17 protein-coding genes are annotated in these 19,363 nt (G+C 52.0%); 15 read left to right on the forward strand and 2 right to left on the reverse strand.

Going from position 1 to position 19,363, the window contains the following annotated elements; translation table 11 throughout:
• Window positions 1–36 precede the first annotated feature (36 nt).
• Together nagZ and DESAC_RS01355 are read left to right on the forward strand one after the other, a co-directional pair.
• Window positions 37–1,056 carry a beta-N-acetylhexosaminidase gene (nagZ, locus tag DESAC_RS01350; RefSeq protein WP_013705279.1) on the forward strand — a complete coding sequence of 340 codons (1,020 nt, stop codon included), beginning with the start codon at window positions 37–39 and terminating at the stop codon, window positions 1,054–1,056.
• 534 nt (window positions 1,057–1,590) lie between these two features.
• The gene (locus tag DESAC_RS01355; RefSeq protein ID WP_013705280.1) at window positions 1,591–1,794 is read left to right on the forward strand and encodes a hypothetical protein; all 204 of its coding nucleotides are present in this window, start codon (window positions 1,591–1,593) and stop codon (window positions 1,792–1,794) included.
• A 37-nt stretch (window positions 1,795–1,831) separates the two neighbouring features.
• Here DESAC_RS01355 and DESAC_RS16900 read toward each other — a convergent pair whose 3' ends face one another.
• Window positions 1,832–2,155 (reverse strand): type ISP restriction/modification enzyme, encoded by a 324-nt coding sequence (locus DESAC_RS16900; RefSeq protein ID WP_373419364.1) that lies wholly within the window; start codon window positions 2,153–2,155, stop codon window positions 1,832–1,834.
• Between the two features lie 38 nt (window positions 2,156–2,193).
• Here DESAC_RS16900 and pyrF point away from each other — a divergent pair, with 38 nt between their 5' ends.
• Window positions 2,194–2,910 (forward strand): orotidine-5'-phosphate decarboxylase, encoded by a 717-nt coding sequence (pyrF, locus tag DESAC_RS01365; RefSeq protein ID WP_013705281.1) that lies wholly within the window; start codon window positions 2,194–2,196, stop codon window positions 2,908–2,910.
• A gap of 17 nt (window positions 2,911–2,927) precedes the next feature.
• On the opposite strand, the gene DESAC_RS01370 is transcribed toward pyrF, so the two are convergent.
• Window positions 2,928–4,178 carry a spinster family MFS transporter gene (locus DESAC_RS01370; protein WP_013705282.1) on the reverse strand — a complete coding sequence of 417 codons (1,251 nt, stop codon included), beginning with the start codon at window positions 4,176–4,178 and terminating at the stop codon, window positions 2,928–2,930.
• A gap of 684 nt (window positions 4,179–4,862) precedes the next feature.
• Between DESAC_RS01370 and plsY the strand changes: the two genes are divergently transcribed.
• From plsY to DESAC_RS01425, 12 genes are all read left to right on the forward strand, one after another.
• Window positions 4,863–5,510: a glycerol-3-phosphate 1-O-acyltransferase PlsY gene (gene plsY, locus DESAC_RS01375; protein ID WP_013705283.1), complete on the forward strand. Its 648-nt coding sequence runs from the start codon at window positions 4,863–4,865 to the stop codon at window positions 5,508–5,510.
• A gap of 130 nt (window positions 5,511–5,640) precedes the next feature.
• On the forward strand, window positions 5,641–6,309 hold the full coding sequence (locus tag DESAC_RS01380; protein ID WP_013705284.1) for a CBS and ACT domain-containing protein: 669 nt from the start codon (window positions 5,641–5,643) through the stop codon (window positions 6,307–6,309).
• A gap of 186 nt (window positions 6,310–6,495) precedes the next feature.
• Complete coding sequence (locus DESAC_RS01385; protein WP_013705285.1) at window positions 6,496–6,732, forward strand: hypothetical protein; 237 nt, start codon at window positions 6,496–6,498, stop codon at window positions 6,730–6,732.
• Window positions 6,733–6,751: 19 nt separating this feature from the next.
• Window positions 6,752–10,810, forward strand: coding sequence for an ATP-binding protein (locus DESAC_RS14895; protein ID WP_013705286.1), 4,059 nt, complete (start codon window positions 6,752–6,754; stop codon window positions 10,808–10,810).
• A 315-nt stretch (window positions 10,811–11,125) separates the two neighbouring features.
• Complete coding sequence (locus DESAC_RS16855) at window positions 11,126–12,196, forward strand: ATP-binding response regulator (protein ID WP_041283726.1); 1,071 nt, start codon at window positions 11,126–11,128, stop codon at window positions 12,194–12,196.
• A gap of 164 nt (window positions 12,197–12,360) precedes the next feature.
• Window positions 12,361–13,194 (forward strand): lytic murein transglycosylase, encoded by an 834-nt coding sequence (locus DESAC_RS01400; RefSeq protein ID WP_013705288.1) that lies wholly within the window; start codon window positions 12,361–12,363, stop codon window positions 13,192–13,194.
• 66 nt (window positions 13,195–13,260) lie between these two features.
• On the forward strand, window positions 13,261–13,788 hold the full coding sequence (purE, locus tag DESAC_RS01405; protein WP_013705289.1) for a 5-(carboxyamino)imidazole ribonucleotide mutase: 528 nt from the start codon (window positions 13,261–13,263) through the stop codon (window positions 13,786–13,788).
• A 31-nt stretch (window positions 13,789–13,819) separates the two neighbouring features.
• Window positions 13,820–14,962 carry an alanine racemase gene (alr, locus tag DESAC_RS01410; protein ID WP_052301868.1) on the forward strand — a complete coding sequence of 381 codons (1,143 nt, stop codon included), beginning with the start codon at window positions 13,820–13,822 and terminating at the stop codon, window positions 14,960–14,962.
• A 135-nt stretch (window positions 14,963–15,097) separates the two neighbouring features.
• Window positions 15,098–15,271 carry a hypothetical protein gene (locus DESAC_RS16175; RefSeq protein ID WP_013705291.1) on the forward strand — a complete coding sequence of 58 codons (174 nt, stop codon included), beginning with the start codon at window positions 15,098–15,100 and terminating at the stop codon, window positions 15,269–15,271.
• A 382-nt stretch (window positions 15,272–15,653) separates the two neighbouring features.
• A complete protein-coding gene (locus DESAC_RS14900; RefSeq protein ID WP_013705292.1) occupies window positions 15,654–16,355 on the forward strand; it encodes a class I SAM-dependent methyltransferase in 702 nt (233 codons plus the stop codon).
• 114 nt (window positions 16,356–16,469) lie between these two features.
• Window positions 16,470–18,134 (forward strand): arginine--tRNA ligase, encoded by a 1,665-nt coding sequence (argS, locus tag DESAC_RS01420; RefSeq protein ID WP_041284080.1) that lies wholly within the window; start codon window positions 16,470–16,472, stop codon window positions 18,132–18,134.
• Between the two features lie 107 nt (window positions 18,135–18,241).
• Window positions 18,242–19,117: an SPOR domain-containing protein gene (locus tag DESAC_RS01425; protein ID WP_013705294.1), complete on the forward strand. Its 876-nt coding sequence runs from the start codon at window positions 18,242–18,244 to the stop codon at window positions 19,115–19,117.
• Window positions 19,118–19,363: the final 246 nt, after the last annotated feature.

Consider the following 19,363-nt stretch of genomic DNA (forward strand, 5'->3'; position numbering starts at 1 on the left):
AGCGAAGGCCGCCTTCTCTCAAGAGGATTTTCAGATATGACAAAGCCTTGGGGACAAATGCTCATGGTTGGCATTCCGGGCCTCCACCTGGATGAAGTTGCCCGAACTCTCATCCGTGATCTGCAGGTAGGGGGAATTATCCTTTTTAAACGCAACATCTCCCATCCTCAGCAGGTAGCCGAGCTCATCGACGCCTGCCAGCAGACGGCGCTGGCCGCCAGCGGGTATCCCCTCCTGGTGGCGGTAGACCAGGAAGGAGGGCCGGTACAGCGGTTTCGGCACCCCTGGCTGGAGACTCCTTCAGCTCGTCAAATGGGCGCCGCCGGAGATCTGGCCGCGATAGAACATAGCGCTCAACGTGTTGCTCAAGAGCTGCAGTTGATGGGTGTCAACGTCAACCTGGCACCGGTATTAGACGTCGCCCGGAATCCGGATTGCCCCTTGTGGGAACGTTCTTATAGTGCTGATCCCGAGGCAGTGGTGCGTTGCGGTCTGGCTGCAGTCAGAGGATACCTGGCTGGAGGGGTTTTGCCGGTAGTCAAACACTTCCCTGGACTGGGCGCTACCAGACTTGACTCGCATCTTGATCTGCCCACGGTCGAAGGCGGAACCGATGCCGGAAATGAAGATCTCTTCCCGTTTCGGGAGGCGATCACCGCTGGCATTCCGGCGGTGATGTGTGCCCATTTGCTCGTCCCCTCCTGGGACAGCAATCTACCGACTTCTCTATCGCCGGTAGCAGTCACACGCATCCTGCGGCAGCATCTAAAGTTCTTCGGCCTGATTTTTTCCGATGATCTGGAAATGGGGGCTATCACGAGAAAATGGCCGGTGCCCGAGGCGGCGCGGCGAGCCGTAGCCGCTGGCATTGATATTATCCTAATCTGCGAACAGATCGAAAACGTCAAAAAAACCCTAGCCGCTCTCTCTCAATCGCCAGAACTGGAGTCTCGTTTACGGTCTGCTTGGCAGCGAATACAGCAGTATAAGAAGACTCTGCCCCAGCTACGGCTTAATCTTGAGGCCATCCAGGCTCGCTTTGCGTCCGGGCACTAGCGCCACAGCGGGACCGGACGGGGCCACCTGATTGTACCTCAAAGGCAGTAATGACATTGGAAATGAGATTTACGGAGAAAAATTTTAAGGCCGGGAGGGGGTAACCCGGCCTTGGGGAGAAAGGAGAAAACGGTGTATATATATATTTTTTTAAGGGGGAACCTTTTTCACTATATAATGCACTTTATATGCCATTATCATAAATAGGCTTAATAATATTATATGTATATGAATTAATTGATAAATGCTAAATAACCGGAGTGAACTCTCTTGAAGCGCAGTTCAAAAATTTTTACCATTTTTATGCAGTTATTGTTCATTTAACTATATCATTTTGATAATCTTAAGATTATTTTGATACAAAATTCTAGTCGGTAAAAAAAGAAATTTAAACTATTGGAACCGAGCCTTGGCAGAAGTCCTATCACCCGGCTCCGTGGTGGGCAGGTTGATTAACCAGGCATGGCTGGTTGGGCAATGCCAGCCTTGTCGGCGAAGCAGGAGTTCTGCCAATCTCCCATCAGGAGAATCTCAATGTCTGGACCAAAGATGCCTTTACGGTCGCTGCAGAATCGGCTGATCTGGTTTTTTCTCTTTATCATGCTTATCGGTTTGGGCGCAGGCTATTACTTTAGCAGTCCTCTCTACACCATGGTGGGGTTATTGGGGATGGGAGTGGTGATTGGCGGCCTTTTGCGCTTAGTGTTGGACTATCGCCAACTCAGCAAGCGACGGTGATGAAACGGAAACCGATCAAAAATGTCGCCGGACACATTTAACTTACGAGGGACAGGTACAAAAAGTAGATTTTCAGGAACAGGGCATACCTTCGACGATACGCCGGTCTGTGCAACACGGCATAGATGTAGCCGAGAATCTCTTCGGGCTCGTAATGGTGGAGGTATTTCTGATTGTTAACTTGGCGTAACCCTGGCGCAAAATCCTCACTCCGGTTTTTACCGCTGAGGGGATCGGCCAAAATGCGGAAAAAGCTTAACGCGGGAATTTTTGCTTTTGACTCTAGGGTAATTATAAAATTCTTACCAAGGTCCGATGCCGCCACAAGACAGCAAAATCCTTGAAGCATCGGCCTGGTCATGGTAGACTGGATGCAGATTGTTAAGCAGAAGAGCGGAAATGGAAGCTAAAAAACGATTGATATTCCCTTTAGATGCGCCCGACGGCAAGCAGGCCCGGCAGTTGATCCGGCTGTTGCAGAATGAAGTTGGATTGTTCAAGGTCGGACTGGAGCTGTTTGTTGCGGAAGGGCCGCAGTTTTTTCGGACTATGGCGGCGGAGGCTGGAACCGATTTTTTCCTGGACCTGAAATTTCACGATATCCCCGAGACCATGAGCCGTGCCCTTAAAAACCTGTTTTCGGGGGTAGCCTTGACCACAATCCATTGTGATCAGGGGGCCCGGTTGCTGCGAGCGGTGCAAGAGACGCAGGATCGCGGAATCAACGTATTAGGCGTCACTGTCTTAACCAGTATCGATGGCAAGGACCTGCTGGCCGCCGGTATTGATCCGAGGTATGCCAATCCCCCTCGGGAGCTTGTCTTGTTGCGGGCGGGTCTGGCCAAGGCTGCCGGATGCAGTGGAGTGGTCTGTTCGGGCCAGGAGGCGCAAGTAGTAAAGGAGAGATTCGGCTCCGATTTTATCGTCGTCTGTCCGGGCATCCGGCCGGAGTGGTCTGTTGCCCCGGAAGATGATCAGAAAAGAATCATGACGCCGTCTGAGGCTATCAAGGCCGGCGCCGATTATATCGTCGTAGGACGGCCCATTCGCCTGGCTGCCGACTCGGTAGCTGCGGCCCGGATGGTAGTGGCGGAGATAGCTGCGGCATTGCAATAATCAGAGTTACAGCCCCCCTAAGTAACCTCTGCCGAAAGGTCTTTTTCAACCTGGGGCAGGCCTGACAATAAAAAAACAGCGCTTAGGCTCAGGGCCACCAGAGCTAGCGCTACCCCCCATTGCAATCCGGCCAAATCCGCCAGCCAGCCGATCAGAAAGGGTGACGGGACATCTCCGATCAGGTGAATGACGATGATATTGCAGGCAACGGCGATGGCTCGGCGAGTCGGACCGGCGACGCTGACAATGAGCGTGGTCAGTAGCGCCGGGTTCAGGAATAAAAGGAAGATGGCCGCAAACAGGCCGATCTGATAGGCTGTTGAATTAGTGGCAAAGATAGCCAAAACCCCGAACGGCAGGGCCAGGGCCACTCCCAACCCTGATACCCACAGATGTGCCCTCCGGCTGTATCGAAAGAGCCAGTCTCCTCCCCAACCGCCCGCCAACGTTCCCAGCCCCCCGGCCACGGTGGTGGCCAGAGCCATCAGCAGGTTGGCCTCCTTCAGGGTCAAACCCTTGGTTACCTCCAGGAACCGGGGCATCCAGAAAGCCAGTCCCCCCAAGGCGAAGGTAAGAAAGCCATAGCCGGTAGTCACCCGGACAAAGGTAGGGATGCGCCACAAGCCCACGACGGCCCGCCAATTCAAGATCTGTTTCTCATGTTGAGCTGCGGCTGCTGCCGGAAGCTGATGACGCGGCAGGGTGTAGACCAGGCTCGCCATCAGCAATCCTGGCAGACCGGCCAGCAGAAAGCTCCAGCGCCAGCCCCAGGCACTTCCCACCAGACCGCCAAAAAAGTAGGCTAGTGCCGCCCCTACCGGAATCGTGGCGTAGAATATGCCTAACACTCGGCCTCGTTTGGCTAACGGTAATATATCGGCCAGGTAGGCGGGAGCCAGGGTGCCGAAGGAGGCCTCTCCCAACCCCACCAGACCCCGGGCTGCTATTAGACCGGGATAGGTGGTGATCCAGAAGGGCAGGCTCGTGGCCAGGCTCCAGACCGCAGCGCCCAAGGCCATGAATTTGCGCCGACCCCAACGGTCTCCCAGATAGCCGAAAACCGGGGCGGAAATCAAATAAACCAAAAAAAAGGCGCTACCCAAAAAGCCGTAGGCTTTATCAGATAAACCGAAGTCATGTTTGAGCAGGGTATTAACCGCGGCTACAATATAACGGTCAAAATAGTCCAATAAGTTCAGGGTGGTGAGTACGAAGACGACCCAAAAAATCGGTTTCCGGCTTCTGCTTGGCTGACAGCTTATTTCCATGATTTGTGGGTGCTTTGGCAAGATTGATACATAGTCTGGCGAACAGGGTCCTGACGGGAGACTGAGCGCGAATCCTAAAGCTTCTAAGAGCCCGCAGGTATACGAAATTCGAAACAGCCTTTATTTAAGGGTTCCTATGAGACATTGTCAACTTATTTTAATCCTCATTGGACTAAGAACAGGCGGAAGTTGTATAATGGAAGGAGTAAAATTCCCTTTAGGAGCCGATTAGGGCCAAAGCTTTTAGAGCAGAATTATTCCGGCAGACAGGCTTTGGGTGGACGGCATAATGAACGGCAGGGTCTCCTAATATCCATAAGCTACTGGAGCCGCTATGTCTTGGATGAAATAGGGGAAAAAATAATATGTCGGGACAGCGGAGGCAAAGGGCTAATCAATCATTGTTATTTCCTCGGACATGTGCTAAAAATGTAACTATTAAGGTGGGATAACGAAAGCTTGGAGCATGGTGAACCAGCTTTGGAAAAGAGGTCTTGATATACCTATCTATTGAATAATTTTGGATATCATCCCTCTGATGGTAGCTGTTATGATTTATTAAGCACCGGCAAACCATGAAAATTATCTGGCGATGGCCCAGGCTCCCAGCCTGTGCAGCAGTCTTTTTCTTATTAACTTGAAACTCGAAACTCAAAACCCGAACCCATCGTTGGCATAAAAGAGATGTATTATTTCTTGATCCTGTTGGCGGCCGCCTATCTCATAGGGTCAATTCCTTTCGGTCTGGTGGTGGCCAGGCTGATGGGGGGGCCTGATCCGAGGGAGTCCGGAAGCCGCAATATCGGGGCTGCCAATGTTTACCGGCTACTAGGCCGCAATGCCGGGGCCTTTACCCTCTTTGGCGACATTATGAAGGGAACAGTGCCCGTCTTTTTAGCCCGCTGCGGCCTACCCGGTCTGGACGGCTGGCATGAGGCGGCGGTGGCGGCAGTGGGATTGGCGGCGGTTTGCGGCCACATCTGGCCCTTGTATCTGCGGTTCAGCGGGGGCAAGGCCGTGGCCACAAGTTTCGGAGTACTGCTGGTGATCAGTCCCTTGGCGGCGGCGACGCTCGCGGGTCTGTACGGGTTGGCCTTCAAAAGGTGGCGAACCTCGTCAGTAGCATCCCTGATCGCAGCCTGGATGGCGCCTCTGGCAGTGGGGCTGCTTGGCAATCCTAAGGTCTATCTCCTCTTAAGCGGTATTCTCTCAGGATTGATCCTGTGGCGGCATCAGGAAAATATTATCCGGTTATGCCGGGGGGAGGAACCGGAATTAGCGGCCGGAGAGTTGCGTTCACCCCCCCCTGGGACATCTGAACAGGATGGCTGAATAATTCATGTTCCCAAATGTATCATGGAAACGAGGATGACACCGGTAAGTTGGGAATAGAGGATAAAACCGTTAACTTTTAACTTCAAACCTTAAATTCGCTCAGCCAGGTTGCGGTGAGGAGGATACTATGTTAATCCGGGAATGGATGGCGACCGATGTGTTGACGGTGGATGAAAACACCTCCATGATGAAGGCGTTGCACCTGATGAAAGAGAATAAAATCCGCCGACTGCCGGTAATGTCGCATGGCAAGTTAGTCGGCATCATCTCCGACCGTGACCTGAAGGAAGCCTCGCCTTCTAAAGCCACGACCTTGGATGTCCACGAGCTCTATTACCTTTTGGCAGAGATCAAAATTAAAGAGATCATGACTAAAAATCCCATTACCATACAACCGGACGAAACTATTGAACGGGCTGCAGTGGTGATGCTGGAGAACAAAGTCTCAGGACTACCGGTGGTCAACGGGAAATCTGAGTTGGTTGGGATCGTTACCCAGTCTGATATCTTTCGGGCCTTCGTCAATATCACCGGCATCTATAGAGGTGGGGTGCAGTTCGCCTTCTCTCTGGATGACCGCCCCGGCTCCATCAAAGAAGTAGCCGATACAGTGCGGGAGCATGGCGGCCGCATCGTCAGCATCCTCAGTTCTACGGATATGGCGGTCGAGGGAACCCGCAACGTTTACATCCGCATCAGGAACCTGCCGCAGGAGGATTTAGAAAACCTTGAAAAGACACTGCGCCAGAAATTTCGAGTCATCTATATGGTCAAAGACATCCTGAAAACAGTCTAGTACGGTTCTGCTTGCAACTTCTTTCAGGTTTCCGGTTTCCGGTTGTTAGAAAAAGAATAAGTTCTGCCCAGGTTAGGAAGCCTGTGCTACCGATAAACCATTTTTATGGTTTGTGGCTGGCCGATAGGTAATGAACACCAGAAGGGAAAAAGTTAACCTTTTAAAGAACTTTAATGGAGTAAGGATATGTTGCTACCGGAAGATGAGCTTAAAACCCGGACTGCGGCGCGCGCCAAAGCCTGGTGTATCATCTGCTTTGGCGTGGGTTTATTGCTGACCAACTATCCCCTGTTACAGATTTTCAATCAACCTCAGTTCGTGGGCGGGATACCATTGCTGGTGGTATATCTCCTGAGCATCTGGCTCCTGGGAGTGGTGGTTTTATACCTGCTCATGCGAATTCTGTCCAAGTCTCTCGATTGAACCTAAGGTTGCCGGTCTAATGAGTGAGCTTCTGGTAGCCTTTTTGGCGTTCGGGTATCTTCTGCTCTTGTTCGCCATCGCCTATTATGGCGACCGACGCCGGACTCAGGGCCGTAGTCTCATCGCCAATCCCTATATCTACACCCTATCCCTGGCGGTGTATTGCACCTCCTGGACCTTTTACGGTTCTGTAGGTAAGGCTGCCAACGAAGGATTGACCTTCCTTCCCATCTATATCGGTCCTACCCTGTTTGCTTTCCTCTGGTGGTTCATTGTCCGCAAGCTGATCCGCATCTGTAAGGCCAATCGCATAACCACCATGGCCGATTTTCTCACCCTGCGCTATGGGCGTGGCATTATGATGGGGGCAGTGGTGACGGTGTGGCTCATCCTGGCCGACATGCCGTATATCGGCCTGCAATTGAAAGCAATCTCCACCACATTTGACATTTTAGTAAACGCCCACCACCCGCAGATGGCCAACCTGCCCTTTTATGTCGACAATGCCTTCTATGTCGCCCTAATCCTGGCGGCCTTCGGCTCCATGTTTGGCGCCAGGCATCTGGACCCGGGAGAACGCCACGAAGGTTTGGTGGCGGCGGTGGCCTTCGAATCCCTGGTGAAATTGTTGGCCCTCATTGCCGTGGGTGTGCTCGTAAGTTTTGTATTATTTCCCGGCTTGGGCGAGATCTTTCGGCAAACCCAGAACCGTCCGGATTTGAAGGCATTATTCTTATTAAACAGCATCCCTCAGAACTCCTATGGACTGATCCTGGTGGAGACGGTGTTGGCCATGGGCGCCATCATCTTCCTCCCCCGGCAGTTTCACATGGCAGTGGTGGAAAACACTAACGAAAAACATCTCTTGACCGCGGCCTGGCTACTGCCGTTGTATCTCCTGCTCATCAATGTGTTTGTCTTGCCGTTGGCCTGCGGCGGACTCTTGTTAGGCTTCCCGCCGGAGCAGGGAGATACCTTTGTCCTGCGGTTGCCTCTGTCCGGCGGCCATCATTGGCTGGCCCTGGCGGCCTTTATCGGCGGCCTGTCGGCAGCGACTGCCATGGTGATGGTAGTCTCAATAACATTGAGCACCATGCTGCTTAACAGCCTCATCATGCCGCTGTTGGCAACCTTCTGGCGCGGCCGGGATTGGTCCGGGTGGCTGCTGCCTATCAAGCGTCTGGGAATCTTCCTGGTCATCCTCCTCGGCTACATCAGCTATCGGACAATCGGACCCGTAACTATGCTGGTGGAGATGGGCTTGATTGCCTTTGCCGGAGTGGCGCAATTGGCGCCGGCTATTTTTGGGGCGATGTATTGGCGGCGGGCTACACGATGGGGGGCCAATGTCGGCCTGACTGCCGGGTTTGCCTTATGGGCCTACACGCTGCTCTTTCCCTATCTCATCCATGCCGGTTGGTTTCCCGAGAAGATTTTAACGGATGGACCGTGGGGAATCGGCCTCCTGCGTCCAACAGCGCTGTTGGCCCTCACTGATTTTCATCCCCTGTCTCATGCCTTTTTCTGGTCGATGCTGTTTAACCTCGGTTTTTTTGTTGGGGTTTCACTTCTGACGACCCCCACCGCCGATGAAGAGGAACAGGCGAAGCGGTATGTGGATGTCTTCGGTCTCACACCGGAGCTAGGTTTGGAACCGCGAGCCGCCAACCTGCCAGAAGCCCCGCAATTTGTGTCTTTGGCGGCGAAATTCGTGGGAGAGGGAAAAGCGCAGGAGGCTTTACAGCAGTACCTGCAAGAAAACAATCTGGAGTTGGGCGTCCCGTGGAGCGATGCGGAAAAACTGAAGTTGAGGGATTTCACTGAGCGTCTTATCGGCGGCTCAGTAGGACCAGCCGCTGCTCGGGTGGTAGTTGACGGCTACCTGGCGTCTCGGGGCTCCCGATTGGACGGGGTCTTCGATTTAGTAGGCGAGGTCTCGCACTCTCTCGAGGAAAGCCGGGAGGCTTTAAAACAACGGGTAAACGAGCTTTCAATAATTAATGAAGCAGCCCAACACTCTACCTCCTCTCTCAGCCTGCCCCAGATTTTGGAAAGCATTCTCCGGCTTTTGCACGATAAAATCGGAGTGGAGCAGAGCTCCATCCGTTTGTTGGACGAAGATGGAGTGCTCCGGTTGGAAAGCCACTTGGGTCCCCCCGTCCTGCCAACACATGAATTAGACATGGCGCCGGACATGTCCACTTTAGTGGGCCAGTGTTTGCTTACCCGCAATCTCATTTCCATACCTGATGCTACTCAGATGCCCAAAGATTCGGCTTCAGGTCTCCACTTTGCGGAGATGCAGGCGAGCTTTATCCTGGTGCCGCTGGCCACGGAGTCTCAGGTACTCGGGGTATTGTCTGCCGCCTCTAGCCACAAGCGGTTTTTTCCGCCGGAGCAGTTGGATTTCTTCAGATCTCTGGCCAACCAGGTCAGTCTGGCTATCCACAATGCCCGCCTGTACGAGAAGCTGATCCGTTTCAGCAAAGAATTGGAAACCAAAGTAGCAGAGCGTACCCTGGAGCTGAAAAATAAATCTCTGGAACTGGGCGAAGCCAACCGGGCGTTGAAGGAGCTAGATCGGCTTAAAACCGAATTTCTGGCCAATGTCTCCCATGAGCTGCGCACCCCACTCAACTCTATCCTTGGATATACCCAGCTACTGTTGGATGGAGTGGACGGGGCCATTAATGAAGATCAACAGAAGAGCCTGCTGCGGGTGGAAAAGGCCAGCAACCGGTTGCTGCAATTGATTAACGATGTCCTTGACTTATCTAAACTCAGGGCTGGCCGCCTGGAACTCAACGCCCAAAAGGAAGATCTGCATGAAATCCTGAGTGAGGCCCTCCAGGTTGTAGAACCCCTGGCACGTGCTAAAGAGATCAGCCTCAAGGTGGAAGAATCAGAAGTGCCACCGGTAATCGTAGACCGGGACAAGATTATTCAAGTACTTTTAAATCTGTTGAGTAATGCGGTTAAATTCACCGATTCGCATGGCCTCATTACTATTAACCTGAACACCGTTTCTTTGCCTGAGAGCCACGGGCTGATAAAAGATTATGCTGCCGTCCGCATTAGCGACACCGGTATTGGCATTAAAGAAGATGACCTGCAGAATATCTTTCAAGAATTTGTCCAGATAGACAGCTCCGCCACCCGGCGGCACGGCGGCACCGGTTTGGGGCTGCCCATCAGCCGTCATCTGGTGGAAATGCACGGCGGGCGTATCTGGGTAGAGAGCGAATACGGTAAGGGCTCGACATTTACCTTCATTCTTCCTCTCCCGACGCCGAAATCCGAAGCGGCAATACCTTCTGAAGAGGTTTTGGGAGGGCGTCAAGTCCTGGGACTTACCCGGAGGGGTGGGCTGATCCATGTATTACGGGACACCCTCTCCTCCCTCGGATTTGTCTTCCAAACCGAACCGATGGTGGATACCGTCCTGCAGGAGGCCGGTAGAAACCGCCCCGCAGCTATCGTGCTTGATATGCTGGGAAAAGGAATGCTGCTAGGAGAGACCCTGCGTCAGCTAAGGACCTATAAAGATACGAGGACTGTACCAATCCTGCCGGTTGCCTTCTCGGATGATGGCAGGTCGGGGCTGGTTCTGGGACCGGTAGAATTTCTTAAACAGCCTTTTACTGCCGAAGAGTTCAGTCAATCTTTGAAGGGTCTGGATTCCTGGATTACGTATAAGGAGGCCTTAGTCATCGATGCCGACCCGGAGGCTGGCGCCAGGTGGTCTACGTTTCTGGCAGAAGAGGGATTTGAAACCACTACCGCTACCGGCGGAGAAGAAGGCATCCGCCATTTAGAGAATCTTCTGCCCGGATTAATCGTATTGAGTCTTAATCTTCCACCCAGTGATTCGGTGCGGGTAACAGCTTTTGTCCGTTCTCAAGGAGAGATGCTGACTGTACCGTTGTTTTTTTTACTCCCGATTGATTTGGGTCCGACCAGCGAGCTGATTCTACAGGAACAGTTTCGACAGACCCTAAATACCAACAAATTTCCGTTGGCAAATTTTATCAGACAACTGAAGCGTTATTTCTCCCACATAGCCACCGAGACAGGCTGAAAAAGAGAATTTCGGTTTATTCAACGCAATGCAGTCAGCGCTTGCACAGCGCAGAAAAATTTTGGTATGTTGAGAGGGAAAAGACGTCTTATTGAAAGCTTTCCCAAAATCTCGTATCGCAGTTTAAAAATAAGTTTTGAGTTCCGAATTGAACTCATCGGAGTCGGCAAATCACCGGCAGCCAATTCCCCTGGAAAATAACTTTTACACGGTCTAGAAAGCCTGTCCTACCGGCAGATGATTTCATGGTTTGTGGGTAATTTTGAAAGCATGACAATTACAAACGACTGGAAGCCGGAAAGAAAAAACAGATTGATGAAGAAAAAAATTCTGATTGCGGATGATAACCCTGATAATGTGGAATTATTGCGGAAACGCTTAAGTGCCCAGGGGTATCAGATTGCCGCGGCCTTTGATGGCGAAGAAGCCCTGCAAGCAGTGTTAAAAGAAAATCCCGATCTGCTCATCCTCGATATTATGATGCCAAAACTGGACGGCTACGAGGTTCTGCGGCGTCTCAAAAAACAGGATGAATACCGGAATCTGCCAGTAATCCTGCTGACTGCCAAAAAAGAGATTCCTGACAAGCTAAAAGGGCTGGACATTGGTGCCGACGACTACATTACCAAGCCCTTTAATCCCCAAGAACTCCTGGCGCGGGTACGGTCTCTGATGGCCCTGCGAGAAGAGCAGGAGCGTAGGGCGCAGGATGAGCGCTTGTCCGCCCTCGATCAGATGGTGGAGGGTGTAGCCCACGAGATTCGCAATCCGGTGACCGCCATCGGGGGATTTGCCCGCCGTCTCTATGAACGACTTCCGAACGGGACCCAGGAGAAACAGTATGCCGAGGTTATTGTCAACGAATCCAAGCGCTTGGAGCAGATGGTGCGGCAGATCGTCGAAGCTACGGTGATCTCTATTCCCAGTCTGCGTAAACGTGACATCAATGAAGTTATTGTCGAAGCCCTGGCCGCCTGTCAGGAAAAGCTGAATGAAAGCCAGGTAACCGCCAAACTTGAACTGGCAGAGGATCTGCCTCCTCTCATCATGGACGCCGGGAATATGAGGCGGGTGATTGCCCACTTGATCTCCAATGCGGTTAATGCTATGCCTTCTGGCGGGACCCTGACAATAATTTCGGCGCGACGCAATCACTACGGGCAGATACAGGTATCAGATACCGGGGTCGGCATTCCTTCCAAAATCCTGCCCCATATTTTCGATCCTTTCTTCACTACCAAAAGCTCCGGTCCCGGATTGGGCCTGGCTATGGTACACAAGATTATCAAACAACACGGCGGTCAGATTTCGGTGGAGACGGAACCGAATAAGGGTACCACCTTCTCTATCCTGCTGCCTCTGAAAGAAGAAGTGACGGCGATTTAAAGGGAAATATTTACGCATAAAATTAGCGGCGTGGACCCTGCTCATCACAAACTTACATCAGATACCGATGGCCTAGCAACTGATGCAGAACCGACAAGGGCAGCCCGGCTTGGCTAAGAAATTTTAGGCGGTTGACCAAAGAGAGAAATTTTGAGGAGTTGAGTATGAGGCAAGGTTTTTTGACCCTGGGATTGGTACTGAGTCTGACCTTGATCTGTCTGTTAGCGGTTGCCGGGCAAGCTGCCGAAACACCGGTGGCCTTCGTCAGTTTACAGTATGATCTCATCCGCAATGGTTTTGATACGGACTATATCAAGAAGGTTTTTAAAGATGAGCGGACAGAATTTTTGCCTGCAGTAGTTACCAAGATCGCCTATCTAAAAAAGGAGAAGAAGGCGGATTATGCGCATTTTCTGCGCCCGGCGGTAGTAGAAAAGGGACGCCGCTTCCTGGCGGCGGAAAATACTACCTTAACCCGCGCCGTAAGCGACTTCGGTGTTGCTAAGGAAGTCATCGTCGCCATCTTGACGGTGGAAAGCGATCTGGGACAGATCACCGGTAAGTATCCGGTTTTTAATGTCTTTGCCTCCCTGGCGGTAATGGATACACCCGAAGTCATCAACGACCTGTCGTTGAACCGTAGGCTGACCGGCCGCCTGCAGAAAAAAGCGGCCTGGGGCAGATCAGAATTGTGTGCCTTTCTCACCTATTGTCGGCAGAACCGCATCGATCCCTTGACCGTAAAAGGTTCGTGGGCCGGGGCCTTTGGGTTTTCTCAATTCCTGCCTTCCAGCCTGCTGCGCTGTGGTCGGGATGGCAACCAAGACGGCTGTATCAATCTCTTCTGCTATGAAGATGCCATCTTTAGCATCGCCAATTATCTTAAGAAGTCTGGTTTTCGGCTGGATCAGCGTTCTACCTGGAGCAGAGCCATCCACGCCTACAATCATTCGGACGCCTATGTCGACACGGTCCTGACACTGGCTCAATGGTATTAAAAAACCGGAAAGAGCGAAGAGGATTTTTAGGGACGGCTTGGGGGCGTCGATCGACGGGGAAGGAAATTGGATCAGCATAACGTTCAGGTAGGGATTGTCTTAGGGAGCGCTTCAGACTGGCCGGAGGTTGAACCGGCGGTGCAGTTGCTCCACAACTGGGGAATTACTTATGAGGTGATCGTGGCTTCGGCACATCGCTCCCCGGTTCGGGTGCAGACCTATGCCAGCCAGGCAGCCGGGCGGGGGTTGCAGGTGATTATTGCCGTAGCCGGAGCTGCGGCGCACCTGGCAGGGGTATTGGCCTCAGAAACCATCCTGCCGGTGATCGGGGTGCCGATTGCTTCTTCGGCATTGCACGGGATGGATAGCCTATTGGCCACGGTGCAGATGCCGGCGGGAACACCGGTGGCTACGATGGCCCTGGGGGCAGCCGGCGCTCAAAATGCGGCCATCTTCGCAGTGCAGATTCTAGCCCGTCAGGACCCCGCGCTGCAAGCGCGGCTCACACATTATAAGCAGGAACTAGCTGGCAAGGTGGAGGAATCCTCCTTGCACTTACAGGATAAAATTGCCCACCTTAAGAAGACCGTTTAATGGCCCGAAAGCGGCCAACAGCAGTTTAGGGATGCCCTCCAACCGGTTCAGGTTGCCCAACCGGATGGTGGAATTGACGGTGGACCTGGCGGCGCTGCAATACAATTTTCGTCAATTGCGACAGTATTGCGGCCAAAAGGTGAAAATCCTGGCCGTTATCAAAGCCGACGCCTACGGCCACGGACTGTTGCCTGTGGCCCAGGTCTTGGCGCCGGCGGGGGCGGATTATTTCGGCGTGGCTTACTGTTCTGAGGGCGTCAGTTTGCGGCAGGCCGGGATAACCCTGCCGATTCTGCTGCTCATGGGGGTGCTGCCGGAAGAAGCGGCCGAGGCCGTGGCGCATGATCTGGAGGTAACCCTCTTTTGCCGGGAAATGGCTGCGGCCCTGGCGGCCCAGGCTCGGCAGCAGAGTAAAAAAGTTAAGGTACACGTCAAAATCGACACCGGCATGGGCCGTTTGGGACTCCTGCCGACGGAATTGATGCCCTTTTTAGAATCGTTGGGCGAGTTCCCCGAATTGGAGCTGGCGGGCCTGATTTCGCATTTTGCTGCCTCTGACTGCTGCGACCGCTCCTATACGCACCAGCAGCTAGCTGATTTTGAGAGGCTATTGAAGGGGGTGCGAGGACGCGGATGGGCTGTGCCGGCCAGTCATATCGCCAACAGCGCTGCGGTCCTGCATGTCCACCAGGCCCACTTGAATATGGTGCGGGCCGGCATCACGCTGTATGGCTCGCCGCCTTCCCTGGAAACTCCTTCGCCGATACCGCTCAAACCGGTAATGAGTCTGCGCACCCGCGTCCTGCAACTCCAGGAATTGCCGCCCGGTTGCAGCATCAGCTATGGCCGTACCTATTTCACTGATAAACCTAGTCTAATTGCGGCTCTGCCGGTGGGTTACTGTAATGGCTACAGTCGTCTGATGTCAAACCGAGGTTGCGTGCTGCTGCATGGCCAACGCGCCCCCATACGCGGCAGGGTCTGTATGAACCTGACCATGGTCGATGTCACCGAAATTCCAGGGGTCAAAAAGGGCGATATGGCCACTTTGCTGGGTGAGGATGGCTCTGACCGGCTCACCGGCGACGATCTGGCAGCTTGGGCCGAAACCATCAGCTATGAGATTTATTGCATGATGGGAAACAGCAATTATCGCAGATATATCGGCAACTAGAGGTTTGAGCTGCGGAATTGGGGTATTGATAAGTATTCCGGCCGATATGCCTATCAGCTCGGTTTGCACGATAGTATCCTGCTAGGCCGGCTCGGAACTAATAACTGGAATTTATTATTATAACAGGATGAAGAGATGACAGGAGAAAAAGACTTAAAGCAGGAACCGTTAATCTGTCTGATCTGCGCCTGGCGTAAGGACTGCTTAAAAAAGTATTCTTTCACCGGCGGACAGTGTTTGGACTTTTCTCGGGATGTTACCGTAAAGTTGCCGGGAGAATCGGAAAAACCGGAGCAGAAAACTGCGTAAGGCCCCCGCAGGAACCTGAGAAAATCGGCTTTTATCCCCTCTGCCATCCCGAGTGGCCCATTGAATCTTAAAAGTCATCATGTTTAAAAATCACAATGAAATATGAACCCAGAACTATGGCAGTTAAACATCAGCGGCGGCCATGGGCCGCCCTATCCCATTATCGATAATTTATTGGCAATTTACTCATAGGGCGGGCCGCGCCCGCCGTCTTTAAGAGCACTCTTTTCATACAAATCGGCATGTTCTGAGGAACACAACGAAATATGAAAACAGAACCTTGGCGGCTGCTCTTAATAATGCTTTTTTTGCTCACTGCTCACCGCCCACTGTTTTCATCTAAGGATTATACCGGACGGATTGTTGGTAGGCGATTTACCTTATGCGGCCAGAATTAAAAAATACGATACTGAATGCCTTCAAAAAACTTGCACCGGGCAGATTGTTAGATATTCCCTGTGGTTCGGCATGGCTTGGCTGCGCCTTGAATAATGACGCCTGGGAATATTATGGCGCCGACCTTTTCTCCCATCCTGCAACGCCTAATTTTCAAAGGGTAAATTTAGATCAGAATATCCCATATGAAGATGGTTTCTTTGATTATGTGGTTTGTTTCGAGGGATTAGAACATCTGGAAAATTACCACCATGCCTTAAGAGAATTTTATCGTATATTACGTGGAGGAGGAAAATTATTTATATCAATGCCAAATATACTAAATATTAAAAGTAGAAAGAGGTACTATTACTATGGAACGTTTTATGGCTTCCCTCACTTAATAAAAATGCCGGAATATGGCGAGCATTTACACATTACACCAATAAATCCGTCATACCTCATATCATTTGCTCAATTCTACGGATTTAACTTAGATAAGATTTATGACATTCCAATAAATAAAAAAATGTATCGTTTTCTGATCAGTTGCTTTATAATTAAGAGTTATATATACTTAAAATGCCTTTTGAAACCGTATCCGATGAAAAAATTTTTAGTACCTCTCGTGTCAATAAATCTATTGTTAAACGACAATTTGTTATTTTCATTTCAAAAACCACTGCAGGTTGATTGTGTTGGTAAGTAACACTTCGCTATCCTGAGAGAAATACCGATCTTGGCGAAATTTTCTTTTATCCTCCCCCTTGTTCATTTCACAAGAGGTTCATGAAATCGGAAGGTATTTGCTGAACTTATGAGCATGAAAAAACGTGTGGCCGCATTGATCATGCAGGCCCTAGAAACATTAAAATCACAAGCCCTATTGGATATTTTGGAGACGCCTTCCTTTCAGGTGGACGTTCCCAAGCTAGCCGAGCACGGGGATTTTGCCACCAATGCCGCCCTGTTGTTGGCCAAGTCAGTTCGGCGGGCGCCGCGCCGGGTAGCTGAACTGATTCGGGATAATCTTAATCCGCCGCCAGGCATGTTGGCCCGGGTCGAGATCGCCGGACCGGGTTTTATCAATTTTTTTCTGGAAGGAACCTATTGGCTGCAGGTTTTGGATGATATTGCGTCTGCGGGTGGCACTTACGGCCAGAGCACCATGGGCGCCGGTAAGAGCGTTCAGGTGGAGTTTGTCAGCGCTAATCCTACCGGCCCGTTGCACGTCGGGCATGGTCGGGGAGCGGCCCTGGGAGATGCCCTGGCCAACATTCTTAGCGCTACAGGACACCGGGTAGAGCGAGAATATTACATCAACGATATCGGTTTGCAGATGCAAACCCTGGGGCTTTCCCTGTTACTGCGGGTCAAGGAGCTGCAAGGAGAACCGGTTTCCTTCCCGGAAAACTGCTATCAGGGTGATTATATTAAAGTTCTGGCTCGGCAGTATCTGGAGCAGCATGGTCCGATATCTCTAGAAGAACCTGATGCTGCCGCTTTGGAAGCTGGCGGTCGCTATGCCGGAGAGGCCATCCTGGCGGGCATTCGGCAGGATCTGGCCGATTTCGGGGTTCATTTTGATCACTGGTTTTCTGAAACGCGCCTTTTCCAGGACCACGATCTGGACCATGCCTTTGCTGCCTTGCAAGAGCGCGGCTATCTCTACGAAGCTGATGGGGCCTTATGGTTTAAAGCCACCGCCTTCGGTGACGAGAAGGACCGTGTGGTGCGTCGGCAGAATGGCGCCACAACCTATTTTGCCTCTGACATAGGCTACCATTGGCAAAAGTTTCAGCGGGGTTTCCACCAGGTCATCGATATCTGGGGGGCCGATCATCACGGCTATGTTCCCAGACTGAAAGCAGTTGTCCAGGCGTTGGGAATCCCGGCGGAGCGTTTAACGATCCTGCTAGTACAATTGGTAAGTTTGCTGCGGGAGGGCGAACCGGTAGCCATGACTACCCGCGGTGGGACTTTTGTCACCCTGCGGGAGGTCATGGATGAAGTCGGCAAGGATGCGGCCCGCTTCATCTTTCTCAGTCGCCGGGCCGATGCCCACCTCGAGTTCGATCTGGAACTGGCCAAACAGCAGAGCAATGAAAATCCGGTTTATTACGTTCAATACGCCCATGCCCGTCTGGCCTCAGTCTTTCGCCTGGCCCAGGAAAAAGGCCTTGCCGGGGAAGCTGATCAGTCGGCTAATCTGACCCGTTTGACCCTGCCGGAGGAGATAACCCTGCTGAAATTGTTAGCCACGTACCCGGAGGTGGTGGAAGCCGCCGCCTTCCACCTCGAGCCGCACCGAATTACGTATTTCCTCACTGAACTTGCAGGACAGCTGCATGGTTATTATTACAGACATCGTTTCATTTCCGATGATGCTGACCTCAGCAGAGCTCGCCTGCGGCTGGTTCGGGGCATCAAAACCATCCTGGCGCATGGGTTAGGACTCCTGGGGGTGGAAGCGCCGGAAAACATGTAGACCTGTCAGCCCGGCTATGGGGGGCGGGGAAGACGTTCTGGAGCGAAAAGATTGACTCGGACTGTCGTTCAAAACCTGGTTCAATAACCTTACAAGGAGGGAAGGACGTGGCACAGCAAGAAAAAAAAGCCAAGGAGAAGAAACAGGTGACCTTTACCATAAGCGGTGCCAAACTGTTAGGGTATGGTCTGGGCTTCACGTTCATGCTGCTCTGGGTCTTCGCTTTGGGGGTTATGGTTGGCAGGGGAGATGTCAACCGGCTGTTCCAGCGTTGGGGTCTGACCAAGACCGATCTGGCGGCTCGATTAGGAGCACCTACCGTTGATCCAACACCCGCTGCTCTAGTTCCGCCCTCAGGACTAGTATCAGAGTCAGGCCAGAAGGCAGGAGAGTTGGCGGATTCCAAACCTTCTACCGAAATCAAAACGGCGCTCCCCCCTCCTCAGGCCTCGTCCGAGGTCGTGAATAAGCCCCAGGATCTTCCGGCCAGATCACGTGTAGAGGTCGATAAAAAGCCGGAGAACGGCAATAAAACTGAGGCCAAAGGACGTAAAGGCTCAAACCCGGAAAAGCCGGTGACCGGCTCCTCTATCGCATCTAAGCTTAGTTTTCAGAACCGACTAGATTCCACCTCCCATAAACCGGCCAAAACGGCAAAGAAAAAAGAGTCGGGGGTGACAACGGCCTCGATGACCCCGACACTTAAAACCGAAGCAAAGGCAAATATTGAGGCGGCTAAGAAGAAAGCCGCCGCCTACCAGGTCAAAGTAGCCTATTTCCACAACGCCCAGGATGCCCAGAAAGCATTAGCCGATCTGAAGAAGAAGGGTTTTGCAGTCAGCCTCCAGCAGGGCAAAGATAAAAACGGCACAGCATATATCATTAGATCCAACCGTCTGACCTCTAAGACCGAAGCGGAAAAAATGTCCAAAAAATTCAAGCAGGCTAAATTTAGCGGTCAGATCGAGGAACTTAAACAATAGGAACCGGCTTCGGTTAAAGCGGTCTCGGATCGGCCATTGGTTTTCGCAAAATAATTGCCATACTTAAAAAGCGTCCACCAACTATGGAAATAAGCTAACGTCGATTTTATGGCTCCAATCCGTTCAACTTGAAACTTATTTTCTGGTAAATGTCCGGTTTCTCCGACGCCCCTGGCTTATTCAAGTCAGGGGTTGGTCTTTACGGAGAAGTCAGGTTTCTCAAAAGATACTGTGGTCCTACGCCCT

Source organism: Desulfobacca acetoxidans DSM 11109, assembly GCF_000195295.1.
Taxonomy (GTDB): Bacteria; Desulfobacterota; Desulfobaccia; order Desulfobaccales; family Desulfobaccaceae; genus Desulfobacca; species Desulfobacca acetoxidans.

Bases quoted from the DNA above. Each gene is read 5' to 3' on its own strand.
- DESAC_RS01370 (WP_013705282.1), bottom strand. From the start codon at position 4,178: ATGGAAATAAGCTGTCAGCCAAGCAGAAGCCGGAAACCGATTTTTTGG.
- DESAC_RS01380 (WP_013705284.1), top strand. From the start codon at position 5,641: ATGTTAATCCGGGAATGGATGGCGACCGATGTGTTGACGGTGGATGAA.
- DESAC_RS01400 (WP_013705288.1), top strand. From the start codon at position 12,361: ATGAGGCAAGGTTTTTTGACCCTGGGATTGGTACTGAGTCTGACCTTG.
- nagZ (WP_013705279.1), top strand. From the start codon at position 37: ATGACAAAGCCTTGGGGACAAATGCTCATGGTTGGCATTCCGGGCCTC.
- DESAC_RS01385 (WP_013705285.1), top strand. From the start codon at position 6,496: ATGTTGCTACCGGAAGATGAGCTTAAAACCCGGACTGCGGCGCGCGCC.
- argS (WP_041284080.1), top strand. From the start codon at position 16,470: ATGAAAAAACGTGTGGCCGCATTGATCATGCAGGCCCTAGAAACATTA.
- DESAC_RS16855 (WP_041283726.1), top strand. From the start codon at position 11,126: ATGAAGAAAAAAATTCTGATTGCGGATGATAACCCTGATAATGTGGAA.
- DESAC_RS01355 (WP_013705280.1), top strand. From the start codon at position 1,591: ATGTCTGGACCAAAGATGCCTTTACGGTCGCTGCAGAATCGGCTGATC.
- pyrF (WP_013705281.1), top strand. From the start codon at position 2,194: ATGGAAGCTAAAAAACGATTGATATTCCCTTTAGATGCGCCCGACGGC.
- DESAC_RS16175 (WP_013705291.1), top strand. From the start codon at position 15,098: ATGACAGGAGAAAAAGACTTAAAGCAGGAACCGTTAATCTGTCTGATC.
- DESAC_RS14895 (WP_013705286.1), top strand. From the start codon at position 6,752: ATGAGTGAGCTTCTGGTAGCCTTTTTGGCGTTCGGGTATCTTCTGCTC.
- DESAC_RS16900 (WP_373419364.1), bottom strand. From the start codon at position 2,155: ATGACCAGGCCGATGCTTCAAGGATTTTGCTGTCTTGTGGCGGCATCG.
- DESAC_RS14900 (WP_013705292.1), top strand. From the start codon at position 15,654: ATGCGGCCAGAATTAAAAAATACGATACTGAATGCCTTCAAAAAACTT.
- plsY (WP_013705283.1), top strand. From the start codon at position 4,863: ATGTATTATTTCTTGATCCTGTTGGCGGCCGCCTATCTCATAGGGTCA.
- alr (WP_052301868.1), top strand. From the start codon at position 13,820: ATGCCCTCCAACCGGTTCAGGTTGCCCAACCGGATGGTGGAATTGACG.